Annotated in this window: 15 protein-coding genes and 1 tRNA gene; 6 read left to right on the top strand and 10 right to left on the bottom strand. The window is 68.0% G+C overall.

What is annotated here, in order from left to right; genetic code table 11:
- The 4 genes from Q5Z10_RS20735 to Q5Z10_RS20750 all read right to left on the bottom strand — a co-directional run bounded on the left by Q5Z10_RS20735 (position 1) and on the right by Q5Z10_RS20750 (position 2,880).
- Positions 1-1,398 (bottom strand): cytochrome ubiquinol oxidase subunit I, encoded by a 1,398-nt coding sequence (locus Q5Z10_RS20735; RefSeq protein WP_303637221.1) that lies wholly within the window; start codon positions 1,396-1,398, stop codon positions 1-3.
- Between the two features lie 258 nt (positions 1,399-1,656).
- Entirely contained in the window at positions 1,657-1,872 is a 216-nt protein-coding gene (locus tag Q5Z10_RS20740; RefSeq protein WP_303637222.1) for a hypothetical protein, read from the bottom strand.
- Complete coding sequence (locus tag Q5Z10_RS20745; protein WP_303637223.1) at positions 1,869-2,513, bottom strand: RNA polymerase sigma factor; 645 nt, start codon at positions 2,511-2,513, stop codon at positions 1,869-1,871. Before Q5Z10_RS20745 ends, Q5Z10_RS20740 begins: the two co-directional genes overlap by 4 nt.
- A gap of 37 nt (positions 2,514-2,550) precedes the next feature.
- Entirely contained in the window at positions 2,551-2,880 is a 330-nt protein-coding gene (locus tag Q5Z10_RS20750) for a hypothetical protein (RefSeq protein ID WP_303637224.1), read from the bottom strand.
- A 167-nt stretch (positions 2,881-3,047) separates the two neighbouring features.
- Between Q5Z10_RS20750 and Q5Z10_RS20755 the strand changes: the two genes are divergently transcribed.
- The 5 genes from Q5Z10_RS20755 to Q5Z10_RS20775 all read left to right on the top strand — a co-directional run bounded on the left by Q5Z10_RS20755 (position 3,048) and on the right by Q5Z10_RS20775 (position 8,619).
- Complete coding sequence (locus tag Q5Z10_RS20755; protein ID WP_303637225.1) at positions 3,048-5,417, top strand: S9 family peptidase; 2,370 nt, start codon at positions 3,048-3,050, stop codon at positions 5,415-5,417.
- Positions 5,414-5,833 (top strand): NUDIX hydrolase, encoded by a 420-nt coding sequence (locus tag Q5Z10_RS20760; RefSeq protein ID WP_303637226.1) that lies wholly within the window; start codon positions 5,414-5,416, stop codon positions 5,831-5,833. Before Q5Z10_RS20755 ends, Q5Z10_RS20760 begins: the two co-directional genes overlap by 4 nt.
- A gap of 34 nt (positions 5,834-5,867) precedes the next feature.
- A complete protein-coding gene (locus Q5Z10_RS20765; protein WP_303637227.1) occupies positions 5,868-6,431 on the top strand; it encodes a hypothetical protein in 564 nt (187 codons plus the stop codon).
- A 31-nt stretch (positions 6,432-6,462) separates the two neighbouring features.
- Positions 6,463-7,359, top strand: a complete 897-nt coding sequence (gene hemF / locus Q5Z10_RS20770; protein WP_303637228.1) for an oxygen-dependent coproporphyrinogen oxidase — start codon at positions 6,463-6,465, stop codon at positions 7,357-7,359.
- 96 nt (positions 7,360-7,455) lie between these two features.
- A complete protein-coding gene (locus Q5Z10_RS20775) occupies positions 7,456-8,619 on the top strand; it encodes a hypothetical protein (RefSeq protein ID WP_303637229.1) in 1,164 nt (387 codons plus the stop codon).
- Between the two features lie 50 nt (positions 8,620-8,669).
- Here the strand turns inward: Q5Z10_RS20775 and Q5Z10_RS20780 are convergent, their stop codons facing one another.
- Together Q5Z10_RS20780 and polA are read right to left on the bottom strand one after the other, a co-directional pair.
- A complete protein-coding gene (locus Q5Z10_RS20780; RefSeq protein ID WP_303637230.1) occupies positions 8,670-9,143 on the bottom strand; it encodes a DUF421 domain-containing protein in 474 nt (157 codons plus the stop codon).
- A 381-nt stretch (positions 9,144-9,524) separates the two neighbouring features.
- Positions 9,525-12,299, bottom strand: a complete 2,775-nt coding sequence (polA, locus tag Q5Z10_RS20785) for a DNA polymerase I (protein ID WP_303637231.1) — start codon at positions 12,297-12,299, stop codon at positions 9,525-9,527.
- A 98-nt stretch (positions 12,300-12,397) separates the two neighbouring features.
- Here polA and Q5Z10_RS20790 point away from each other — a divergent pair, with 98 nt between their 5' ends.
- Positions 12,398-12,682 carry a DUF2782 domain-containing protein gene (locus tag Q5Z10_RS20790; protein ID WP_303637232.1) on the top strand — a complete coding sequence of 95 codons (285 nt, stop codon included), beginning with the start codon at positions 12,398-12,400 and terminating at the stop codon, positions 12,680-12,682.
- Positions 12,683-12,802: 120 nt separating this feature from the next.
- On the opposite strand, the gene Q5Z10_RS20795 is transcribed toward Q5Z10_RS20790, so the two are convergent.
- The 4 genes from Q5Z10_RS20795 to Q5Z10_RS20810 form a co-directional block, all read right to left on the bottom strand.
- The gene (locus Q5Z10_RS20795; protein ID WP_005411629.1) at positions 12,803-13,249 is read right to left on the bottom strand and encodes a universal stress protein; all 447 of its coding nucleotides are present in this window, start codon (positions 13,247-13,249) and stop codon (positions 12,803-12,805) included.
- A 127-nt stretch (positions 13,250-13,376) separates the two neighbouring features.
- A complete protein-coding gene (gene rtcA, locus Q5Z10_RS20800; RefSeq protein ID WP_303637233.1) occupies positions 13,377-14,393 on the bottom strand; it encodes an RNA 3'-terminal phosphate cyclase in 1,017 nt (338 codons plus the stop codon).
- Between the two features lie 82 nt (positions 14,394-14,475).
- Entirely contained in the window at positions 14,476-15,702 is a 1,227-nt protein-coding gene (locus Q5Z10_RS20805; protein WP_303637234.1) for an RtcB family protein, read from the bottom strand.
- A gap of 85 nt (positions 15,703-15,787) precedes the next feature.
- Positions 15,788-15,927: transfer RNA gene (locus Q5Z10_RS20810), tRNA-OTHER, on the bottom strand.
- Positions 15,928-16,118 lie beyond the last annotated feature (191 nt).

Below are 16,118 nucleotides of genomic sequence, written 5' to 3' on the forward strand. Positions count from 1 at the left end.
TCAGCGCTCCTCCAGCGGTTCGTCGGCCGCCGACAACGGGCGCGCCGGGGTGTGGCTGCCATGGTCCAGCGACGGTCCCTGGTCGTAGGGCTGCGGCCCGTGGCGCAGGATCTTCACCAGATACCAGATACCCCAGCCGAACACGAAGGCGTAGCCGACCACGTAGACGCCCAGCGACAGCGCGGTCATCCACGCGCTCTGCGGGCCGACCGCATCGGCGGTGCGCAGCACGCCATGCACCACCCACGGCTGGCGCCCCATCTCGGTGACGAACCAGCCCGACAGCAGCGCGATGAAGCCGCTGGGCAGCATCCAGTTCCAGCCACGCAGCAGCCACGGCGAATCGAGCAGCTTCCTGCGCCACAACTGGAAGGCCGAGACCCAGGCCAGCAGCAGCATCAGCGTGCCCAGCCCGACCATGATGCGGAAGGCGAAGAACACCGGCGTCACCGGTGGCCGCTCGCTGGCGGGTACCGAGGTGAGCGGATCGAAGGTACCGTCCAGGCTGTGGGTGAGGATCACGCTGCCCAGCTTCGGGATCGCCACTTCGAAATCGTTGCGCTCTTCCTTTTCGTTGGGCAGTGCGAACACCACCAGCGGCACGCCCTCGCCTTCCTTGGTTTCATGCCAGTGCGCTTCCATCGCCGCGATCTTCATCGGCTGGTGCTTGAGCGTGTTCAGGCCATGCATGTCGCCGACGAAGATCTGCACCGGTACGGTCAGCGCGGCGAACGCCACCGCCGCGATCAGCATGCGGCGGCCGGCTTCCACGTGCGTGCCCCTGCGCAGGTACCACGCGCCGACGCCACCGATCACGAAACAGGTGGTGATGAACGAGCCCAGCGCCATGTGCGCCAGGCGGTACGGGAACGAGGGATTGAACACCACCTGCCACCAGTCCACCGGATGCACGATGCCGTTGACCATCTCGTAGCCGGCCGGGGTGTGCAGCCAGCTGTTGGACGACAGGATCCAGAACGTGGAGAACAGCGTGCCCAGCGCCACCATGCAGGTGGACAGGAAATGCAGCCGCGGCGAGACCCGGCCCCAGCCGAACATCATCACGCCGAGGAAGCTGGCTTCCAGGAAGAAGGCGGTCAGTACTTCGTAGGTCAGCAGCGGGCCGATCACCGTCCCGGCGACCTCGCTCAGCCGCGGCCAGTTGGTGCCGAACTGGAAGGCCATGACGATGCCGCTGACCACGCCCATGCCGAACGACACGGCGAAGATCTTCTGCCAGAAGAAGTACAGCTCGCGCCATACCGGCAATTTCGTGCGCAGCCAGCGCCATTCGATGAAGGCCAGCCAGCTGGCCGTACCGATGGTGAAGGCCGGGAACAGCACGTGGAAACTGATGACGAATCCGAACTGGATCCGGGACAACAACAACGCGTCCAAGGGACGCCTCCTGCCTGCGACCGGTGGGATACCGGACCACTTTAGGAGGAATTGGTTAAGGCAGGATGCGACCAGGTGACGCGCTGCTTCACTTTGTCGCAGGCTGCGACAGCCCGCCGGGCCATGCCCGCGCCCCATGACCCGCGGGCGCCGATCCGACGAACGCATAGCCATGCGCGGGGAAAACGGTAGCGCCGGGCCATGCCCGGCGACCCAGCCCCCCCCCACGGTAGCGCCGGGCCATGCCCGGCGGAGGCCTCACTGCCAGAAATACCAGGCGCCGGCCGCCACCAACGCCCCCAACAACACCACCTGCACCACCACATAGCCCACACCACTGTCGCGCGACTCGGTGGCAATGCGCTGCTGCAGCGCCTCGCTCACATCCGGCGCGTCTTCCTGCTGCGCCTGCTCACGCAACGCCTGCGCCAGTGCGCGCGCTTCCGCATCGCGGGGGTCGGTCGGTGTGCTCACAGCAGCTCTCCGGCGGTGGCGTGCCGCGTCAGTTCCTGCTTCAGGACCTGGCGCGCGCGGTGCAGGTGGCTCTTGATGGTACCGCGCGCCAGTCCGGTCACCTGTTCGATCTCGGCCAGATCGAAATCCTCCAGATAATGCAGGCCGACGATCAGCCGCTGCGGCGCACTCAACCGCTCCAGCGCCGCGCCGAGGTGGCGCCCGGACTGCAGTGCCTCACTCAGCTCGGCCGGGCCCGGGCCGTCGTCGCCGATACCGCGTTCCTCCGGCTCCTCCACCGCCACCATCCACTGCGCCTCCAGCCGTCGCCGGCGCAGGTGCTGCAGCGCGGTGGTGTAGGCCACCCGCGAAACCCAGGTCCGCAACGAAGATTCAAAGCGGAACCGGTGCAGCTGGCGGAACACCGCCAGAAAGGTTTCCTGCAGCAGGTCAGCCACCTGGTCGCGGTCGCCGACCATGCGCCCGATCACATGCGCGCAGGTGCGTTGATGGGCCCGCACCAGCTGCGCGAACGCTGCCTGCGAACCATCGATGATCGCGACCACCAGCGCGCGGTCGTCCTCCCACGCAGCCGGTGTCTCCACGGGAGCGTCGCGGGAACGCCCGCGCAGCGCGGCCAGGGCACCGCCCAGCAGGCTCATGCGCAATGCCCTCCTGGCGCCCGTGGCATGTGCCGGCTCAGCCCCTGCGTGCGGCAGGACGGGTGAAGTGCCACGCCAGCAGCTGGCCGAGGCCGGCACTGCCGACCAGCGCGGCGGCGGCGCCAAAGGTCAGGTCACGGGCACCGATGGCTTCCAGCAGGGCCATGGCCAGGGCCAGGCAGACCAGGCTGATGCCCCAGCGCAGCGCCCCCTGGCGGCGGCGCTCTTCTTCCAGCACGGCCAGCGAGCGGATCACTTCCTCGGGCACGTGCGGGGCCACCAGCTTGCTGCGCGCACGCGCATCGGCAATGGCATGGATCGCATAGGCGATGCAGATGAAAAGGGTGATCGGGATGAGTTCCTGCATGGTCGGGCTCCTGTCCGGTGGATGATGCGGGTTCAGGAGAATGGATGCGCGAGGCCGGCAACCGGTTGCAGCGTTTTGCCGATTCCGCTGCCATGACCTGTGGCCCCCTCCCGCGGCACGAGCGGCTGCTACCCTTGCCCGGTTTCCTCTTCTGGTGCCGTCCGCCCATGTCCCGAGTGCTGCCCCTGTCCCTCCTGCTGTCGGCCGTGCTGGCCGCACCGGCCGCGCATGCCGCGCCGACGCCGCTCACCATCGAACAGGCCATGGCCGACCCGGACTGGATCGGTCCGCCGGTCGAGAAGGCCTGGTGGTCGTGGAACAGCCAGCAGGTGGAGTACCAGCTCAAGCGCAACGGCAGCCCGGTGCGCGACACCTTCCGCCAGCCGGTCGCCGGTGGCGTGGCCGCGCAGGTGGCCGATGACCAGCGCGGCAGCCTGGACGTGGCCGACCCGGTCTACGACCGCAGCCGTACCCGCAGCGCCTTCGTGCGCAATGGCGACGTGTTCGTGCGCGACCTGCGCAGCGGCGCGTTGACCCAGTTGACCCGCAGCAACGAACGCGCCAGCGGCGTGAACTTCGCCGCCGACAACGGCGTGATCTGGCGCGTGGGCCAGAACTGGTTCCACTGGACCGCCGCCAGCGGCGTGCAGCAGGTGGCCAGCCTGAAGGCCGAGAAGGACCCGGGCGCGCCGCCGAAGGCCGACGTGCTGCGCGACCAGCAGCTGCGCACCCTGGAAACCCTGCGCCGCGACCGCGAGCAGCGTGAGGCGCTGAAGGAACAGGACCAGCGCTGGCGCCAGGCCGACCCGACCCGTGCACCGGGCCCGGTATTCCTGGGGGCCGAGGTGGAGATCGTCGACAGCGTGCTGTCGCCGGACCTGGGGCACCTGGTGGTCACCACCAAGCCGAAGGATTTCGACGACGGCCGCGGCGGCAAGATGCCGCTGTACGTGACCGAGTCGGGCTACGAGGAAACCGAAGACACCCGCACCCGCGTCGGCCGCAATGGCGCCGAGCCGCACACCCTGTGGTTCGTGGACGTGCGCAGCGGCAAGGCCGAAAAGCTGTCGCTGGCCAGCCTGCCCGGCATCAGCACCGATCCGCTGGCCGAGCTGCGCCGCAAGGCCGGCAAGGACGCGCTGAAGGGCGAACGCAGCGTGCAGGTGATGAGCGATTTCATGGGCGGCGGCATCCGCTGGAGCGCCGACGGCCAGCAGGCCGCGGTGATGCTGCGCGCCAATGACAACAAGGATCGCTGGATCATCAGCGTAGCCGCCGCCGATGGCCGCGTGCAGAACCGCCACCGGCTGACCGACAACGCGTGGATCAACTGGGGCTTCAACGATTTCGGCTGGATGGCCGACGGCCGCACGCTGTGGCTGCTGTCCGAGGAATCGGGCTACTCGCACCTGTACACCCAGGCCGGCACGGCCAAGCCGCAGGCGCTGACCCGCGGCAAGTGGGAAACCTCGGCGCCGGTGCTGTCGGCCGATGGCAAGGGCTTCTACTTCCTGTGCAACCAGCAGGCCCCGCATGATTACGAGGTCTGTGCGGTCGACACCGGCAGCCGCCAGGTGCGCGAACTGACCAGCCTCAATGGCGTGGAAGACTTCTCGCTGTCGCCGGATGGCCAGCAGCTGCTGGTGCGTTACTCCGGCGCGTACCTGCCGGCGCAGGTGGCGGTTGTCCCCAGTGCCGGTGGCCAGGCGCGCATGTTGACCGACACCCGCACCGCCGAGTTCAAGGCGCGCCAGTGGATCCAGCCGAAGCTGGTGGCGGTGCCGTCCAGGCACGGTGCCGGCGTGGTCTGGGCCAAGTACTACGAACCCGAAAACAAGGAACCCGGCAGGAAGTACCCGATCGTGATGTTCGTGCACGGCGCCGGCTACCTGCAGAACGTGCACCAGCGCTACCCGGCCTACTTCCGCGAGCAGATGTTCCACAACCTGCTGGTGCAGAAGGGCTACATCGTGCTGGACATGGATTACCGCGGCAGCGAGGGCTACGGCCGCGACTGGCGTACGGCGATCTACCGCAACATGGGCCATCCGGAACTGGAAGACTACAAGGACGGCCTGGACTGGCTGGTCGACACCCAGCAGGGCGACCGTGACCACGCCGGCATCTACGGCGGTTCCTACGGCGGCTTCATGACCTTCATGGCGCTGTTCCGCTCGCCGGGCACGTTCAAGGCCGGCGCCGCGCTGCGCCCGGTGGTCGACTGGCACCAGTACAACCACGGCTACACCAGCAACATCCTCAACACCCCGGACATCGACCCGGAGGCGTACCGCGTGTCTTCGCCGATCGAGTACGCGCAGAACCTGCAGGACCACCTGCTGATCGCCCACGGCATGATGGATGACAACGTGTTCTTCCAGGATTCGGTCAACCTGACCCAGCGCCTGATCGAGCTGCACAAGGACAACTGGTCCATTGCGCCGTACCCGCTGGAACGCCACGGCTACACCCGTGCCGATTCCTGGCTGGACCAGTACAAGCGCATCCTCAAGCTGTTCGAGCAGAACCTGAAGTGAGCACTGCCGCGGCCACGATCCGGATCGTGGCTGCGGTCATCCTGGATGACCGCGGCCGGGCGCTGGTGGTGCGCAAGCACGGTGCCAGCCGCTTCATCCAGCCCGGTGGCAAGCCCGCGCCGGGTGAAGCGCCACTGCAGGCGCTGGCGCGCGAGCTGGACGAAGAACTCGGTGTGCAGCTGCACACCGCCTCCGCCATCGCACTCGGCAGTTTCGAGGACTGGGCGGTGAACGAGCCCGGCCACCGCGTGCAGGCGCAGGCCTGGCAGGTGTGGATCGAAGGTGAGCCCTGCGCGCAGGCGGAAATCGCCGAACTGGCCTGGGTGCCGCTGCAACCGCCGCACGGCCTGCCCTTGGCGCCCTTGTGTGAACACCATATCCTGCCGGCGGTCGCCGCCCTGGCGACGGCCCGCTGACCCGGCGGGCGCCATCGCAGCGCAAGGACACCGGATGTCTTCCTCCATTCCCGATCTTCCCTCGCCGGCCCCGGCCCCCCGCAACACCTGGGTCACGCCGCTGGCGCAGGGCTCGTTCTGGCTGTGCCTGTTGATGGTGGTGTTCTTCCTGGGCCAGGCCGTGGTGGCTGCGGTGCTGGCCCCGGCCCCGCTCTGGCAGGCGATGGTGACGCTGGCCCGGGAACACCATGTGGATGGCAGTCTGCTGTGGATGCTCGCGCACCCGGTGGCCACGTCCATGATCGCGGCGCTGCTGTGCCTGGCGTCCACCGTGGCCAGCTGGGGCCTGTGGCACGAGCGCCGCTGGGGCCTGTGGGCCTTCGTGTGGGCGTTGGGTCTGAGCGCGCTGGCCAACTTCGTCATCACCGGGTGGCTGGATGCGGTGATGCGGCAGCTGATCGGCCTGATCGCCGACGACGATGCGCTGCGGCAACAGCTGCAGGTGCAGCGCCTGCTGATGACGCTCATGCTCCTGGGAACCTCGGTACTGTTCGCCGGGCTGCAGGGCTGGCTGGGCTGGCGCCTGCTGCGGCCGGACATCCGCGCACGGTTCCGCTGAAGGGTGCGGGCCCTGCGGTAAAGTACGCGCCATGAACGAATTCGAGCGCGTGCGCGCCTACCTCACCGACCTGCAGGATCGCATCTGTGCAGCGATCGAAACCGCCGATGGCCGGGCCCGCTTCCAGGAAGACCTGTGGCAGCGGGCCGAGGGCGGTGGCGGGCGCACCCGCGTGCTGCGCGAGGGTGCGGTGTTCGAGCAGGCCGGCATCGGCTTTTCCGATGTGTCCGGCAGCCGCCTGCCGCCGTCGGCTTCGGCCAACCGCCCGGAACTGGCCGGCGCGTCCTGGCGCGCCACCGGCGTGTCGCTGGTGTTCCACCCGCTCAACCCCTACGTGCCCACCACGCACGCCAACGTGCGCTTCTTCCAGGCCCAGCGCGATGGCGAAGTGGTGGCCAGCTGGTTCGGCGGTGGCTTCGACCTGACCCCGTTCTATCCCTTCGACGAAGACGTGCAGCACTGGCACCAGGTCGCGCACGCCCTGTGCGCCCCCTTCGGCGAGGAGCGCTATGCCGCGCACAAGCGCTGGTGTGACGAGTACTTCTTCCTGCGCCACCGCAACGAAACGCGCGGTGTCGGCGGCCTGTTCTTCGACGACCTGCACGGCGACTTCGAACGCGATTTCGACTACCTGCGCGCGGTCGGCGATGGCTTCCTCGATGCCTATCTGCCGATCGTGCGGCAACGCAAGGACAGCGCTTACGGCGAACGCGAACGCGAGTTCCAGCTGTACCGCCGCGGCCGCTACGTGGAATTCAACCTGGTCTACGACCGCGGCACCCTGTTCGGCCTGCAGAGCGGTGGCCGCAGCGAGAGCATCCTGATGAGCCTGCCGCCGCGGGTTCGCTGGGAATACGGCTTCACCCCGGAGGCAGGCAGCGCCGAGGCGCGGCTGGCCGATTACCTGGTGCCGCGCGACTGGATCTGATCTTCCGGCGCCACGCCTGGGACGTGGCGTCGTTCCCCTGCCCGTGCTGCGCCCTGCACCAGACAGGCCTGCACTTTTCGTTCAAGCACGACCCCCATGCCTGTTGCTGTTCTCCCCCGCCCCCGCACTGCGGGCTGGCGCTTGCTGCTGGTGTTCGCGCTGGCCTCGGCCAGCCTGCCGGCGGCCGCGCAGTCGATGGCCTGCGGCACCTACAAGGACACCAGCGGCAACACCACGCTGACCCTCGAAAGCGAAGGCCATGGTTCTCTGTCCGGCCCCTACCAGGCCACCGAGGACCTGCGCATCGTCCGCCAGGACGACATGCTCGGCACCGGCAACCTGTCCACGGGCCGTCTGGAGAACTGGTACTTCTCCAACGGCGACCGCACGATCAACACGCCCTATCGCGAGTTCACCCGTGAAAGCGCCGCCGCATGCAAAGCGATGCCGGAACCCATCGAGGGCGGGTGCGTGATGAACACCTCCGAGTGCCTGGAGGCCCTGCCGGAGGCTGAACCGCTGAAGCTGCACGCCTGGTGCGCCGAGGGCGTGGGCGCCGCCTGCATGCAGTTGTTGGAGACCTACCAGCAGCAGGCCAAGGACGCCGCCCCGAACACGGACGATCCGCCGATGCCCGAGATCTGCAAGGAGGCGTCACCGTCGTTCGACGCCGAGGGCTGCATGGCGGCGGCCGAAAAAATCGCTTCGGAAATGATGGGCAAGGCAGTGCTCGGCCTGCAGCATTCGGTGGATGCGCCGCTGCCACCGGCACAGCTGGATGAACTGGACGAGCTGTGCCGCGTGCAGCAGGGCGAAACGTTCTGTGCCGACGCCGCCGAGACCCTGTGGAGCAATGGCCGCCTGCAGCAGGCCCGCGATGCACTGCACCGGTCCTGTGCACAGCGCACCGACGCCCCGGCCTGTACGCCGGCCAAGGACCTTGCTGTTCTCGCCAGCGCGCCTGCATCCGCGCTCACGCCGGTGCCCGCCGCCACGCTGCCCTGTGGCAGCTTCGAAGCCGTGGGCAGCGTGCTGTCGCAGGTGCGCTTCCTGGAAGGCGGCGTGGTCCAGGCCGGCGGCCGCGAGCAGCCACTGCGTGCGAGCCTGCGCGACGGCCGCATCCTCATCCATCGCGAACTCGGCAGCGACTTCGTGCTGCAGCCGCTGCAGAACGGCAACCTGATCGGTATCGATGGCGGCAACCGTTTCGCCTATTACGAGCGCAAACCGGCTGCAGGCGGCGAACGCTGCACGCCATGATCGAGGCGGGTCGGCGCCGGGCGCGCGCTCGGCGCTGAGCGGGCGTCAGGCTACTTCTTCGGGAGGATGGTGATGTGGCCGGTGGTTTCCAGCAGCGCCAGTTCGACGTCCTCCACCCGCAGGCAACCCTGCTGACGCAACGCGGCTTCGAAGTCGGCCGTGCTGACCAGCTCGCGGCGCAGCACCGCCTCCAGCAGCCGCCCGTCGCGGGCGATCACCACCGGCTCGCCTTCGATCAGGCGTTCCATGCGCCGGTTGCGGGTGGTCAGCCAGCCCACGCCGTAGTTGAGCAGGATCAGGGTGGCCGCCAGCAGCAGGCCGCCACCCAGCGAGGTGTCGGTGCCCAGCAGCGCGTTCTGCACCGCGTTGCCGAGCAGCACGATCAGCAGCACGTCGAACGGGGTGATCTGTCCCAGCGCGCGCTTGCCGCTGAGCCGGACCATGCCCAGCACCACGACGTAGACAATGATGGCGCGCAGGACGAACTCCCACCACGGCATCGCCAGTGCGAACAGATCGTGCATGCGCCTTTGCCCCTGGATGCGATGGCCCAGCGTGGCGCAGGGTGCGCGGGCTGGCAATCACCTGCGCAGCGGGCCGGGCCGGGCGCACCCGGGCGGCGCAACATACGGCGGAGAAAATAAAAAGCCCCGCTGACCAGGGGGAGGTCAACGGGGCCGGGGAACGGGCACTTGGGGAGGAGTCCCCGTTCCGAGATCTGCTCCAGGGGATGGGAGAGATCCACAACAGGCATTGCGCCTGTCGAGAGTTATAGAAGCACTCCGAACACTAACGGTTCGTGAAGGGGCCCAATTTAATATGCCCCCTTCGAGGAAACATTCATGTTCGAGTCAGAAATAACAGGCAAATGAACGAATTCACGCCGTTTCCGGCCTGAATGCGACTCAATGCGCTTCATCCCAGTTGCTGCCGACACCGGTATCCACGACCAACGGCACACGCAGCTGTGCTGCTTGCGACATGCGTTCTACGACCTGTGTACGCAGTTCGTCGATGAATCCGGCCTCGGCTTCGAACACCAGTTCATCGTGCACCTGCAGGATCATCCGCGCCGGCGCCCGGCTCTCGCGCAGCCACTGGTCCACCTCGACCATCGCACGCTTGATGATGTCGGCGGCGGTGCCCTGCATGGGCGCATTGATCGCTGCGCGTTCGGCGCCGGCACGCAGCCCCTGGTTACGTGCATGAATGTCATTCAGGTACAGGCGGCGGCCGAACAGCGTCTCCACGTAGCCCTGGTCACGGGCCTGCTGGCGCATGCGCTCCATGAAATCGCGCACGCCCGGGTAGCGGCTGAAGTACAGCGCCACGTAGTCCTGCGCCTGGCCACGGTCGATGCCCAGGTTGCGGGCCAGGCCGAAGGCGCTCATGCCGTACATCAGGCCGAAGTTGATCGCCTTGGCGGCGCGGCGCTCGTTCGGGGTCACCTCGTCCAGGGTGCGCCCGAACACCTCGGCGGCGGTGGCGCGGTGCACGTCGGCGCCCTGCTCGAAGGCACGCACCAGGCCCGGGTCCTCGGACAGGTGGGCCATGATCCGCAGCTCGATCTGCGAATAGTCGGCCGCCAGCAGCTGGCAGCCCTGCGGAGCGATGAACGCGCGGCGGATGCGGCGTCCATCCTCGGTACGGATCGGGATGTTCTGCAGGTTCGGGTCGGACGAGGACAGGCGGCCGGTGGCGGCGCCGGACTGGTGGTAGCTGGTGTGCACGCGTCCGGTATCCGGGTTGACCATTTCCGGCAGCTTGTCGGTGTAGGTGCTGCGCAGCTTGGCCAGGCCGCGGTACTCCAGGATCACCCGTGGCAGCTCGTGCTGCTCGGCGATCGCCTCCAGCGCCTCTTCATTGGTGCTCGGCTGGCCCTTCGGGGTCTTCACCACCGCCGGCAGCTTCAGTTCGTCGAACAGCACCGCCTGCAGCTGCTTGGGCGAATCCAGGTTGAAGCTGCGCCCGGCCAGCTCGGTGGCCTTCTGCTGCGCGGCCAGCATGCGCGAGGACAGGTCCTGGCTCTGCCGGCGCAGCTCGTCGGCGTCGATGCGCACGCCGTTGGCTTCGATGCTGGCCAGCACCGGCACCAGCGGCATCTCGATATCGCGGTAGACGCTGTCCAGCGCCGGTTCGGCCAGCAGCTGCGGCCGCAGTGCGTGGTGCAGGCGCAGGGTGATGTCGGCATCTTCGGCCGCATAGCGGCTGGCTTCGTCGATGCCCACCTGGGAGAACGGAATCTGCTTGGCGCCCTTGCCGGCCACGTCCTCGAACTTGATGGTGCTGTAGCCCAGGTAGCGCAGGGCCAGCGAATCCATGTCGTGGCGGGTGGCGGTGGAATTGAGCACGAAGCTCTCGAGCATGGTGTCGTCGTGGTAGCCCTGCACGTCCACGCCATGGCGGCGCAGCACGTGCAGGTCGTACTTGCCGTGCTGGCCCAGCTTCTTCTTCGCCGGATCCTGCAGCGCCGGCCGCAGCGCGTCCAGCACCTGCTGCAGCGGCAGCTGGGCTGGCGCCCCCGGGTAGTCGTGGCCGACCGGAATGTAGGCGGCCTTGCCCGGTTCGACCGCCAGGCTGACACCCACCAGGCGCGCGCGCATCGCGTCCAGCGCATCGGTTTCGGTATCGAAGCTGATCAGTTCGGCCTGCTGCACACGTTCGACCCAGGCCTGCAGCTGCTCGGCGGTCAGCACGGTCTCGTACGCTCCCGGTGCGGCCAGTGCCGGGTCCAGCGTGCCCGCTGCCGGTGCCTCGGCGCTGCCACGGGCGAAGCCGGCGGCGGTGCCGCGCAGGCTCGGGGTGGCCTCGCTGGCCGCAGCCGGTGCCGGCAGCGGCGCACCCAGTTCCTTCAGCGCCTGGGTGAAGCCGTAACGCGCATACAGCTCGGTCAGCTCCGGCACGTCCTGCTCGCGCAGGGCCAGCGTGGTCGGGCTGGCCTCCAGCGCCACGTCGGTGCGGATGGTCACCAGCTCGCGGTTCAGCGGCAGGCGCTCCAGCGCGGCGCGCAGGTTCTCGCCGATCTTGCCCTTCATGCTCGGCGCGGCCGCCATCACCCCGTCCAGGTGCTGGTACTCGGCCAGCCACTTGGCGGCGGTCTTCGGCCCGCACTTCTCCACGCCGGGCACGTTGTCAACGGTGTCGCCCATCAGCGCCAGCAGGTCGACGATCTGGTCGGCGCGCACGCCGAACTTGTCCATCACCGCAGCGTCCGAATCCATGCGGCTGCCGGTCATGGTGTTGACCAGCTCGATGCCCGGACGGACCAGCTGGGCAAAGTCCTTGTCGCCGGTGGAAATGGTCACTTTCAGGTCCTGCGCCAGGCCCTGCAGCGCCAGCGTGCCGATCACATCGTCGGCTTCCACGCCGGGGATGCGCAGGATGCTGATGCCCAGCGCCTCGACGATGCGGCACATCGGCTCGACCTGGCTGCGCAGCTCGTCGGGCATCGGCGGGCGGTTGGCCTTGTACTGGTCGTACAGGTCGTCACGGAAGGTCTTGCCGGGCGCGTCGACGACGAACGCGACGTAGGCCGGGCGCTCTTTCAGCGTTGAACGCAGCATGTTGACCACGCCGAACAGCGCGCCGGTGGGCTCACCCTGTGCATTGGACAGGGGCGGCAGCGCGTGGAACGCGCGGTACAGGTAACTGGACCCGTCGATCAGGACTAATCTGCTCATGCGCCGATTCTACGCGCCCGTGCCTGCACCGCGGCGACACGGCGGCGACGTGCCATTGGGGCATAATCGGGGCTCTACCCAGGCAAAGGCCGCCGCCGATGAAGACCCTGATGCTGGCTTCCGTACTTCTGCTTGCTGGTTGCGCCAGCCTGGGCGGCGGCGGGGCGCCCCCGGTCGACGTCAAGGGCGCCGACGTCTCCAAACGCACCATGGACAACGGTGACACCATCGAGGAGTACCGCGTGTCGGGACAGCTGCGCATGGTCAAGGTGACGCCCTCGCGCGGTGCGCCGTTCTACTTGTATGACCAGAACGGCGATGGCCGCTTCGACAATGACAAGGACGGCGTGTCGCCGGTCTACTGGAAGCTGTACAGCTGGTGATGCGGGTGCGGCGGGAGGGCGTCCTCCACGCCGGGCGTGGAGGCGCATCAGGCCACGAAAGATGACGCCGGCGCGCATCCTGCGGCCGGCGTCGGGTCCCCTCCCCGGGACGCGGTGGTGTCAGCGGATGACCAGCACCGGCAGCGTGCTGCGTGCCAGCACCTCGGCGGTCTGGCTGCCCAGCAGCACGCGGGTCACGCCGCGGCGGCCATGCGAAGTCATTACGATCAGGTCACTGTTGCGCTCACCGGCGGTCTCGATGATGCCGTCGGCGGCGTAGCGGTCCAGCACATGCACCGGGTTGGCAGTGATGCCCTGCTCGGCGGCCTTGGCCAGCGCCGGCTGCAGCACCTTCTGTGCGCCCTCTTCGCGGTCGGCCTTGTATTCGGGGCTGTTCATGTAGCCCACGCTCCAGCCCATGGCGTCGTACATGCCGACGGCCCAGGGTTCGGAGACGGTGACGATGTCGACCTCGGCGTTGAGGTCCTTGGCCAGCTCCAGGCCCTTGGCCAGGCCCTTGTCGGCCAGCTCGGAACCGTCGGTGGCGATCAGGATGCGCTTGTACATGGTGGGGCTCCGCGGTGATCTACCCAATGGGAACGCCACCATTGCACACCCCATGTGCAGATCGCGCCTTGAGCACGATCAATCCGCGACGGGAATGATGCCCGCCGGGCCTGGCCCGGCGGCATGCTCACGTCTCGACGGTCACCCGCCAGGCGCCTTCGTGCCGCTGCCAGTCGAACGCCACCGGCAGGAACTTCTCGATCAGGCGGGCATTGCTGGCCAGGTGGTCGCTGATCACATGCGTGGTGAACGACCCACCTCCGGCCAGCGCCATCGGCACCAGCAGCTGGTCGGACAGGTGTTCGCCCACGACGCCGCCGCCTTCCAGATACTGCTGCACCTGGCCGGCAAGGCGCGCGCCGACCTGCTCGGCCGACACGCCCCGCTCGCCATGGCCAGCGAACACTTCCACATGATCGCCGTGACGCACGCGCACCAGGGCCACATTGCCGAGGCCCAGGGCCGGCCGGATCGACTGCACGTGGCGTGGATGCGGATCCACCCCCAGTCTGTCGGCCAGCACCTGCAGCTCGCGCACGCCGATGCTGCCGGACAGGCCCGACATCAGCACCTGCGCCTGCATCGATTCCAGCGCCGGGCGACGTTCCATCCGTGCCGCCTGCAGCACCGCGCAGGGCGCCACCTGCACCTCGACCACACCGCCACCGGCCGGATGGAAACCGTGCTGAAGCAGCTGCATGGAGGCCTGCACGCCCATCCGCGCCAGCGACGGCAGGTAGCTGTCGGCGATGAAATCGGCACTGGGTGCCAGCGGGTTGTGGGTGCCGCCCTCCAGGCGCAACCGCGACGGCCCCTGCGCGCGCCACAGGGCCGGCAGCACCGTCTGCAGCACCAGCGTGGCCGAACCGGCACTGCCGATGGCGAAGTGATAGTCGCCGGCCGTCACCGCGCCCGGCTCGAAGCGCAGCGAGGTGGCGCCCAGCGCAGCACCGTGGGTGCAGGCGTTGCCGATCCGCGCTGCGGCGTTCACCGCAGTCAGGTGCTGGCGCATCAGTCCCGGCTTGCGCCGGATCGCGCGGATGTTGTGCATCGTGAAGCCGGTGCCGGTGCACAGGCTCAGGGTCAGCGCCGAACGCAGCAACTGCCCGCCACCGTGCGCCCCCTCCAGTTCAATCATGTCCATCTGCCTGTTCCTTGCTGCCCGGTGTTGCAGTACCAGGCGGTACCACCGCGCGCGGCGCAGTACGTGCCGCGCGCGGGTTGCCTCATCCCTTCACGCACACCACCTGGCGCAGCGTGTGCACGATCTCGACCAGATCGCGCTGGGCCTCCATCACCGCCTCGATCGGCTTGTAGGCCGCCGGCGACTCGTCCACCACCTCCGCATCCTTGCGGCATTCCACGTGCGCAGTGGCCTTGGCGTGGTCATCCACGCTGATCAGCCTGCGCGCCTGGGTCCGGCTCATCACGCGGCCGGCACCGTGGCTGCAGCTGTGGAAGCTGTCCTCGTTGCCGAGGCCGCGCACGATGAAGCTCTTGGCGCCCATGCTGCCCGGAATGATGCCCAGCTCGCCCTTGCGCGCGCTGACTGCGCCCTTGCGGGTCAGCATCACGTCCTGGCCGAAGTGGGTTTCGCGGCTCACGTAGTTGTGGTGGCAGTTCACCGCCTCGGCCTGCGCCTCGAACGGCTTGCTGATCACCGTGCGCACCGCCGCCACCACGTTGCGCATCATCACCTCGCGGTTCATGCGTGCGAAACGCTGCGCCCAGTCCACCGCGAACACATAGTCACCGTAGTGCTGGCTGCCCTCGGGCAGGTACGCCAGATCCTGGTCGGGCAGGTTGATCATCCAGCGGCGCATTTCCTGCTTGGCCAGTTCAATGAAGTAGGTGCCGATGGCATTGCCCACGCCACGCGAACCGGAGTGCAGCATGAACCACACGCGCTGGTCCTGGTCCAGGCACACTTCGACGAAGTGGTTGCCGGTCCCCAGCGTTCCCAGGTGCTTGAGGTTGTTGGTGTTCTTCAGGCGCGGGTGACGCTCGCAGATCAGCGCGAAATCATCCACCAGCTGCGCCCAGCCCTCCACCGCCAGCTCGGGCGGCGTGTCCCAACTGCCCTTGTCGCGGCCGCCACGGGTCACGCTGCGGCCATGCGGCACCGCCCGCTCGATCGCGCTGCGTACCGCCGCCAGGTTGTCCGGCAGGTCGCTGGCGGTCAACGTGGTGCGCACGGCGATCATGCCGCAGCCGATGTCCACGCCCACCGCAGCGGGAATGATCGCGCCAACGGTCGGCACCACCGAACCCACGGTTGCGCCCTTGCCCAGGTGCACGTCGGGCATCACCGCGATCCACTTGTGGATGAAGGGCAGCCGGGCGATGTTCTGCAGCTGCTCACGCGCCTGGTCTTCCAGTGGCACGCCGCGGGTCCACAGCTTGATCGGCGCAGCGCCCGGCTGCTGGATCACGTCATAGTTCATGGTGGTCATGGTGATGTTTCCTTTCATCCAAAGCAAAAACAGAAAAGGTGCGGTGACAAAGGTGGCCGAACGCTCCGCCTGCCACGTTGCCGGGGCCGGCGGCCGGGACTTGAACCCGACCCCGAAGGGTTTCCGATGTAGTTCGGCCTGCATTCCCCGCGCAACGAAAGCGAAGGCGCCGGTACTGCGACAACATTGGAGGAACATCCTGCTCTACCACTGAGCTACCGCCGCGTTGCCGCGACGAGCGGGATTCGAACCCGCGACCTGGAGCGTGACAGGCTGTAGTTCCTCCGGCATTCGCAGGGCCGGCGTTGAAACAGGTGCGGTGACAAAAGGAGTGGAACGTCTCTTTCCCCGCGCACGGCAGGAAAGGCGGGACTCGAACCCGACCCCGAAGGGACAACCAATGTAGTTCCACCAGC

Source organism: Stenotrophomonas sp. 704A1 (assembly GCF_030549525.1).
Classification (GTDB): Bacteria; Pseudomonadota; Gammaproteobacteria; order Xanthomonadales; family Xanthomonadaceae; genus Stenotrophomonas; species Stenotrophomonas tuberculopleuritidis.

What these genes read in the sequence shown, in the direction of transcription:
- polA (WP_303637231.1), bottom strand. Translation starts at nt 12,299, where the DNA reads ATGAGCAGATTAGTCCTGATCGACGGGTCCAGTTACCTGTACCGCGCG.
- Q5Z10_RS20790 (WP_303637232.1), top strand. Translation starts at nt 12,398, where the DNA reads ATGAAGACCCTGATGCTGGCTTCCGTACTTCTGCTTGCTGGTTGCGCC.
- Q5Z10_RS20780 (WP_303637230.1), bottom strand. Translation starts at nt 9,143, where the DNA reads ATGCACGATCTGTTCGCACTGGCGATGCCGTGGTGGGAGTTCGTCCTG.
- Q5Z10_RS20755 (WP_303637225.1), top strand. Translation starts at nt 3,048, where the DNA reads ATGTCCCGAGTGCTGCCCCTGTCCCTCCTGCTGTCGGCCGTGCTGGCC.
- Q5Z10_RS20805 (WP_303637234.1), bottom strand. Translation starts at nt 15,702, where the DNA reads ATGACCACCATGAACTATGACGTGATCCAGCAGCCGGGCGCTGCGCCG.
- rtcA (WP_303637233.1), bottom strand. Translation starts at nt 14,393, where the DNA reads ATGGACATGATTGAACTGGAGGGGGCGCACGGTGGCGGGCAGTTGCTG.
- Q5Z10_RS20765 (WP_303637227.1), top strand. Translation starts at nt 5,868, where the DNA reads ATGTCTTCCTCCATTCCCGATCTTCCCTCGCCGGCCCCGGCCCCCCGC.
- hemF (WP_303637228.1), top strand. Translation starts at nt 6,463, where the DNA reads ATGAACGAATTCGAGCGCGTGCGCGCCTACCTCACCGACCTGCAGGAT.
- Q5Z10_RS20775 (WP_303637229.1), top strand. Translation starts at nt 7,456, where the DNA reads ATGCCTGTTGCTGTTCTCCCCCGCCCCCGCACTGCGGGCTGGCGCTTG.
- Q5Z10_RS20750 (WP_303637224.1), bottom strand. Translation starts at nt 2,880, where the DNA reads ATGCAGGAACTCATCCCGATCACCCTTTTCATCTGCATCGCCTATGCG.
- Q5Z10_RS20745 (WP_303637223.1), bottom strand. Translation starts at nt 2,513, where the DNA reads ATGAGCCTGCTGGGCGGTGCCCTGGCCGCGCTGCGCGGGCGTTCCCGC.
- Q5Z10_RS20795 (WP_005411629.1), bottom strand. Translation starts at nt 13,249, where the DNA reads ATGTACAAGCGCATCCTGATCGCCACCGACGGTTCCGAGCTGGCCGAC.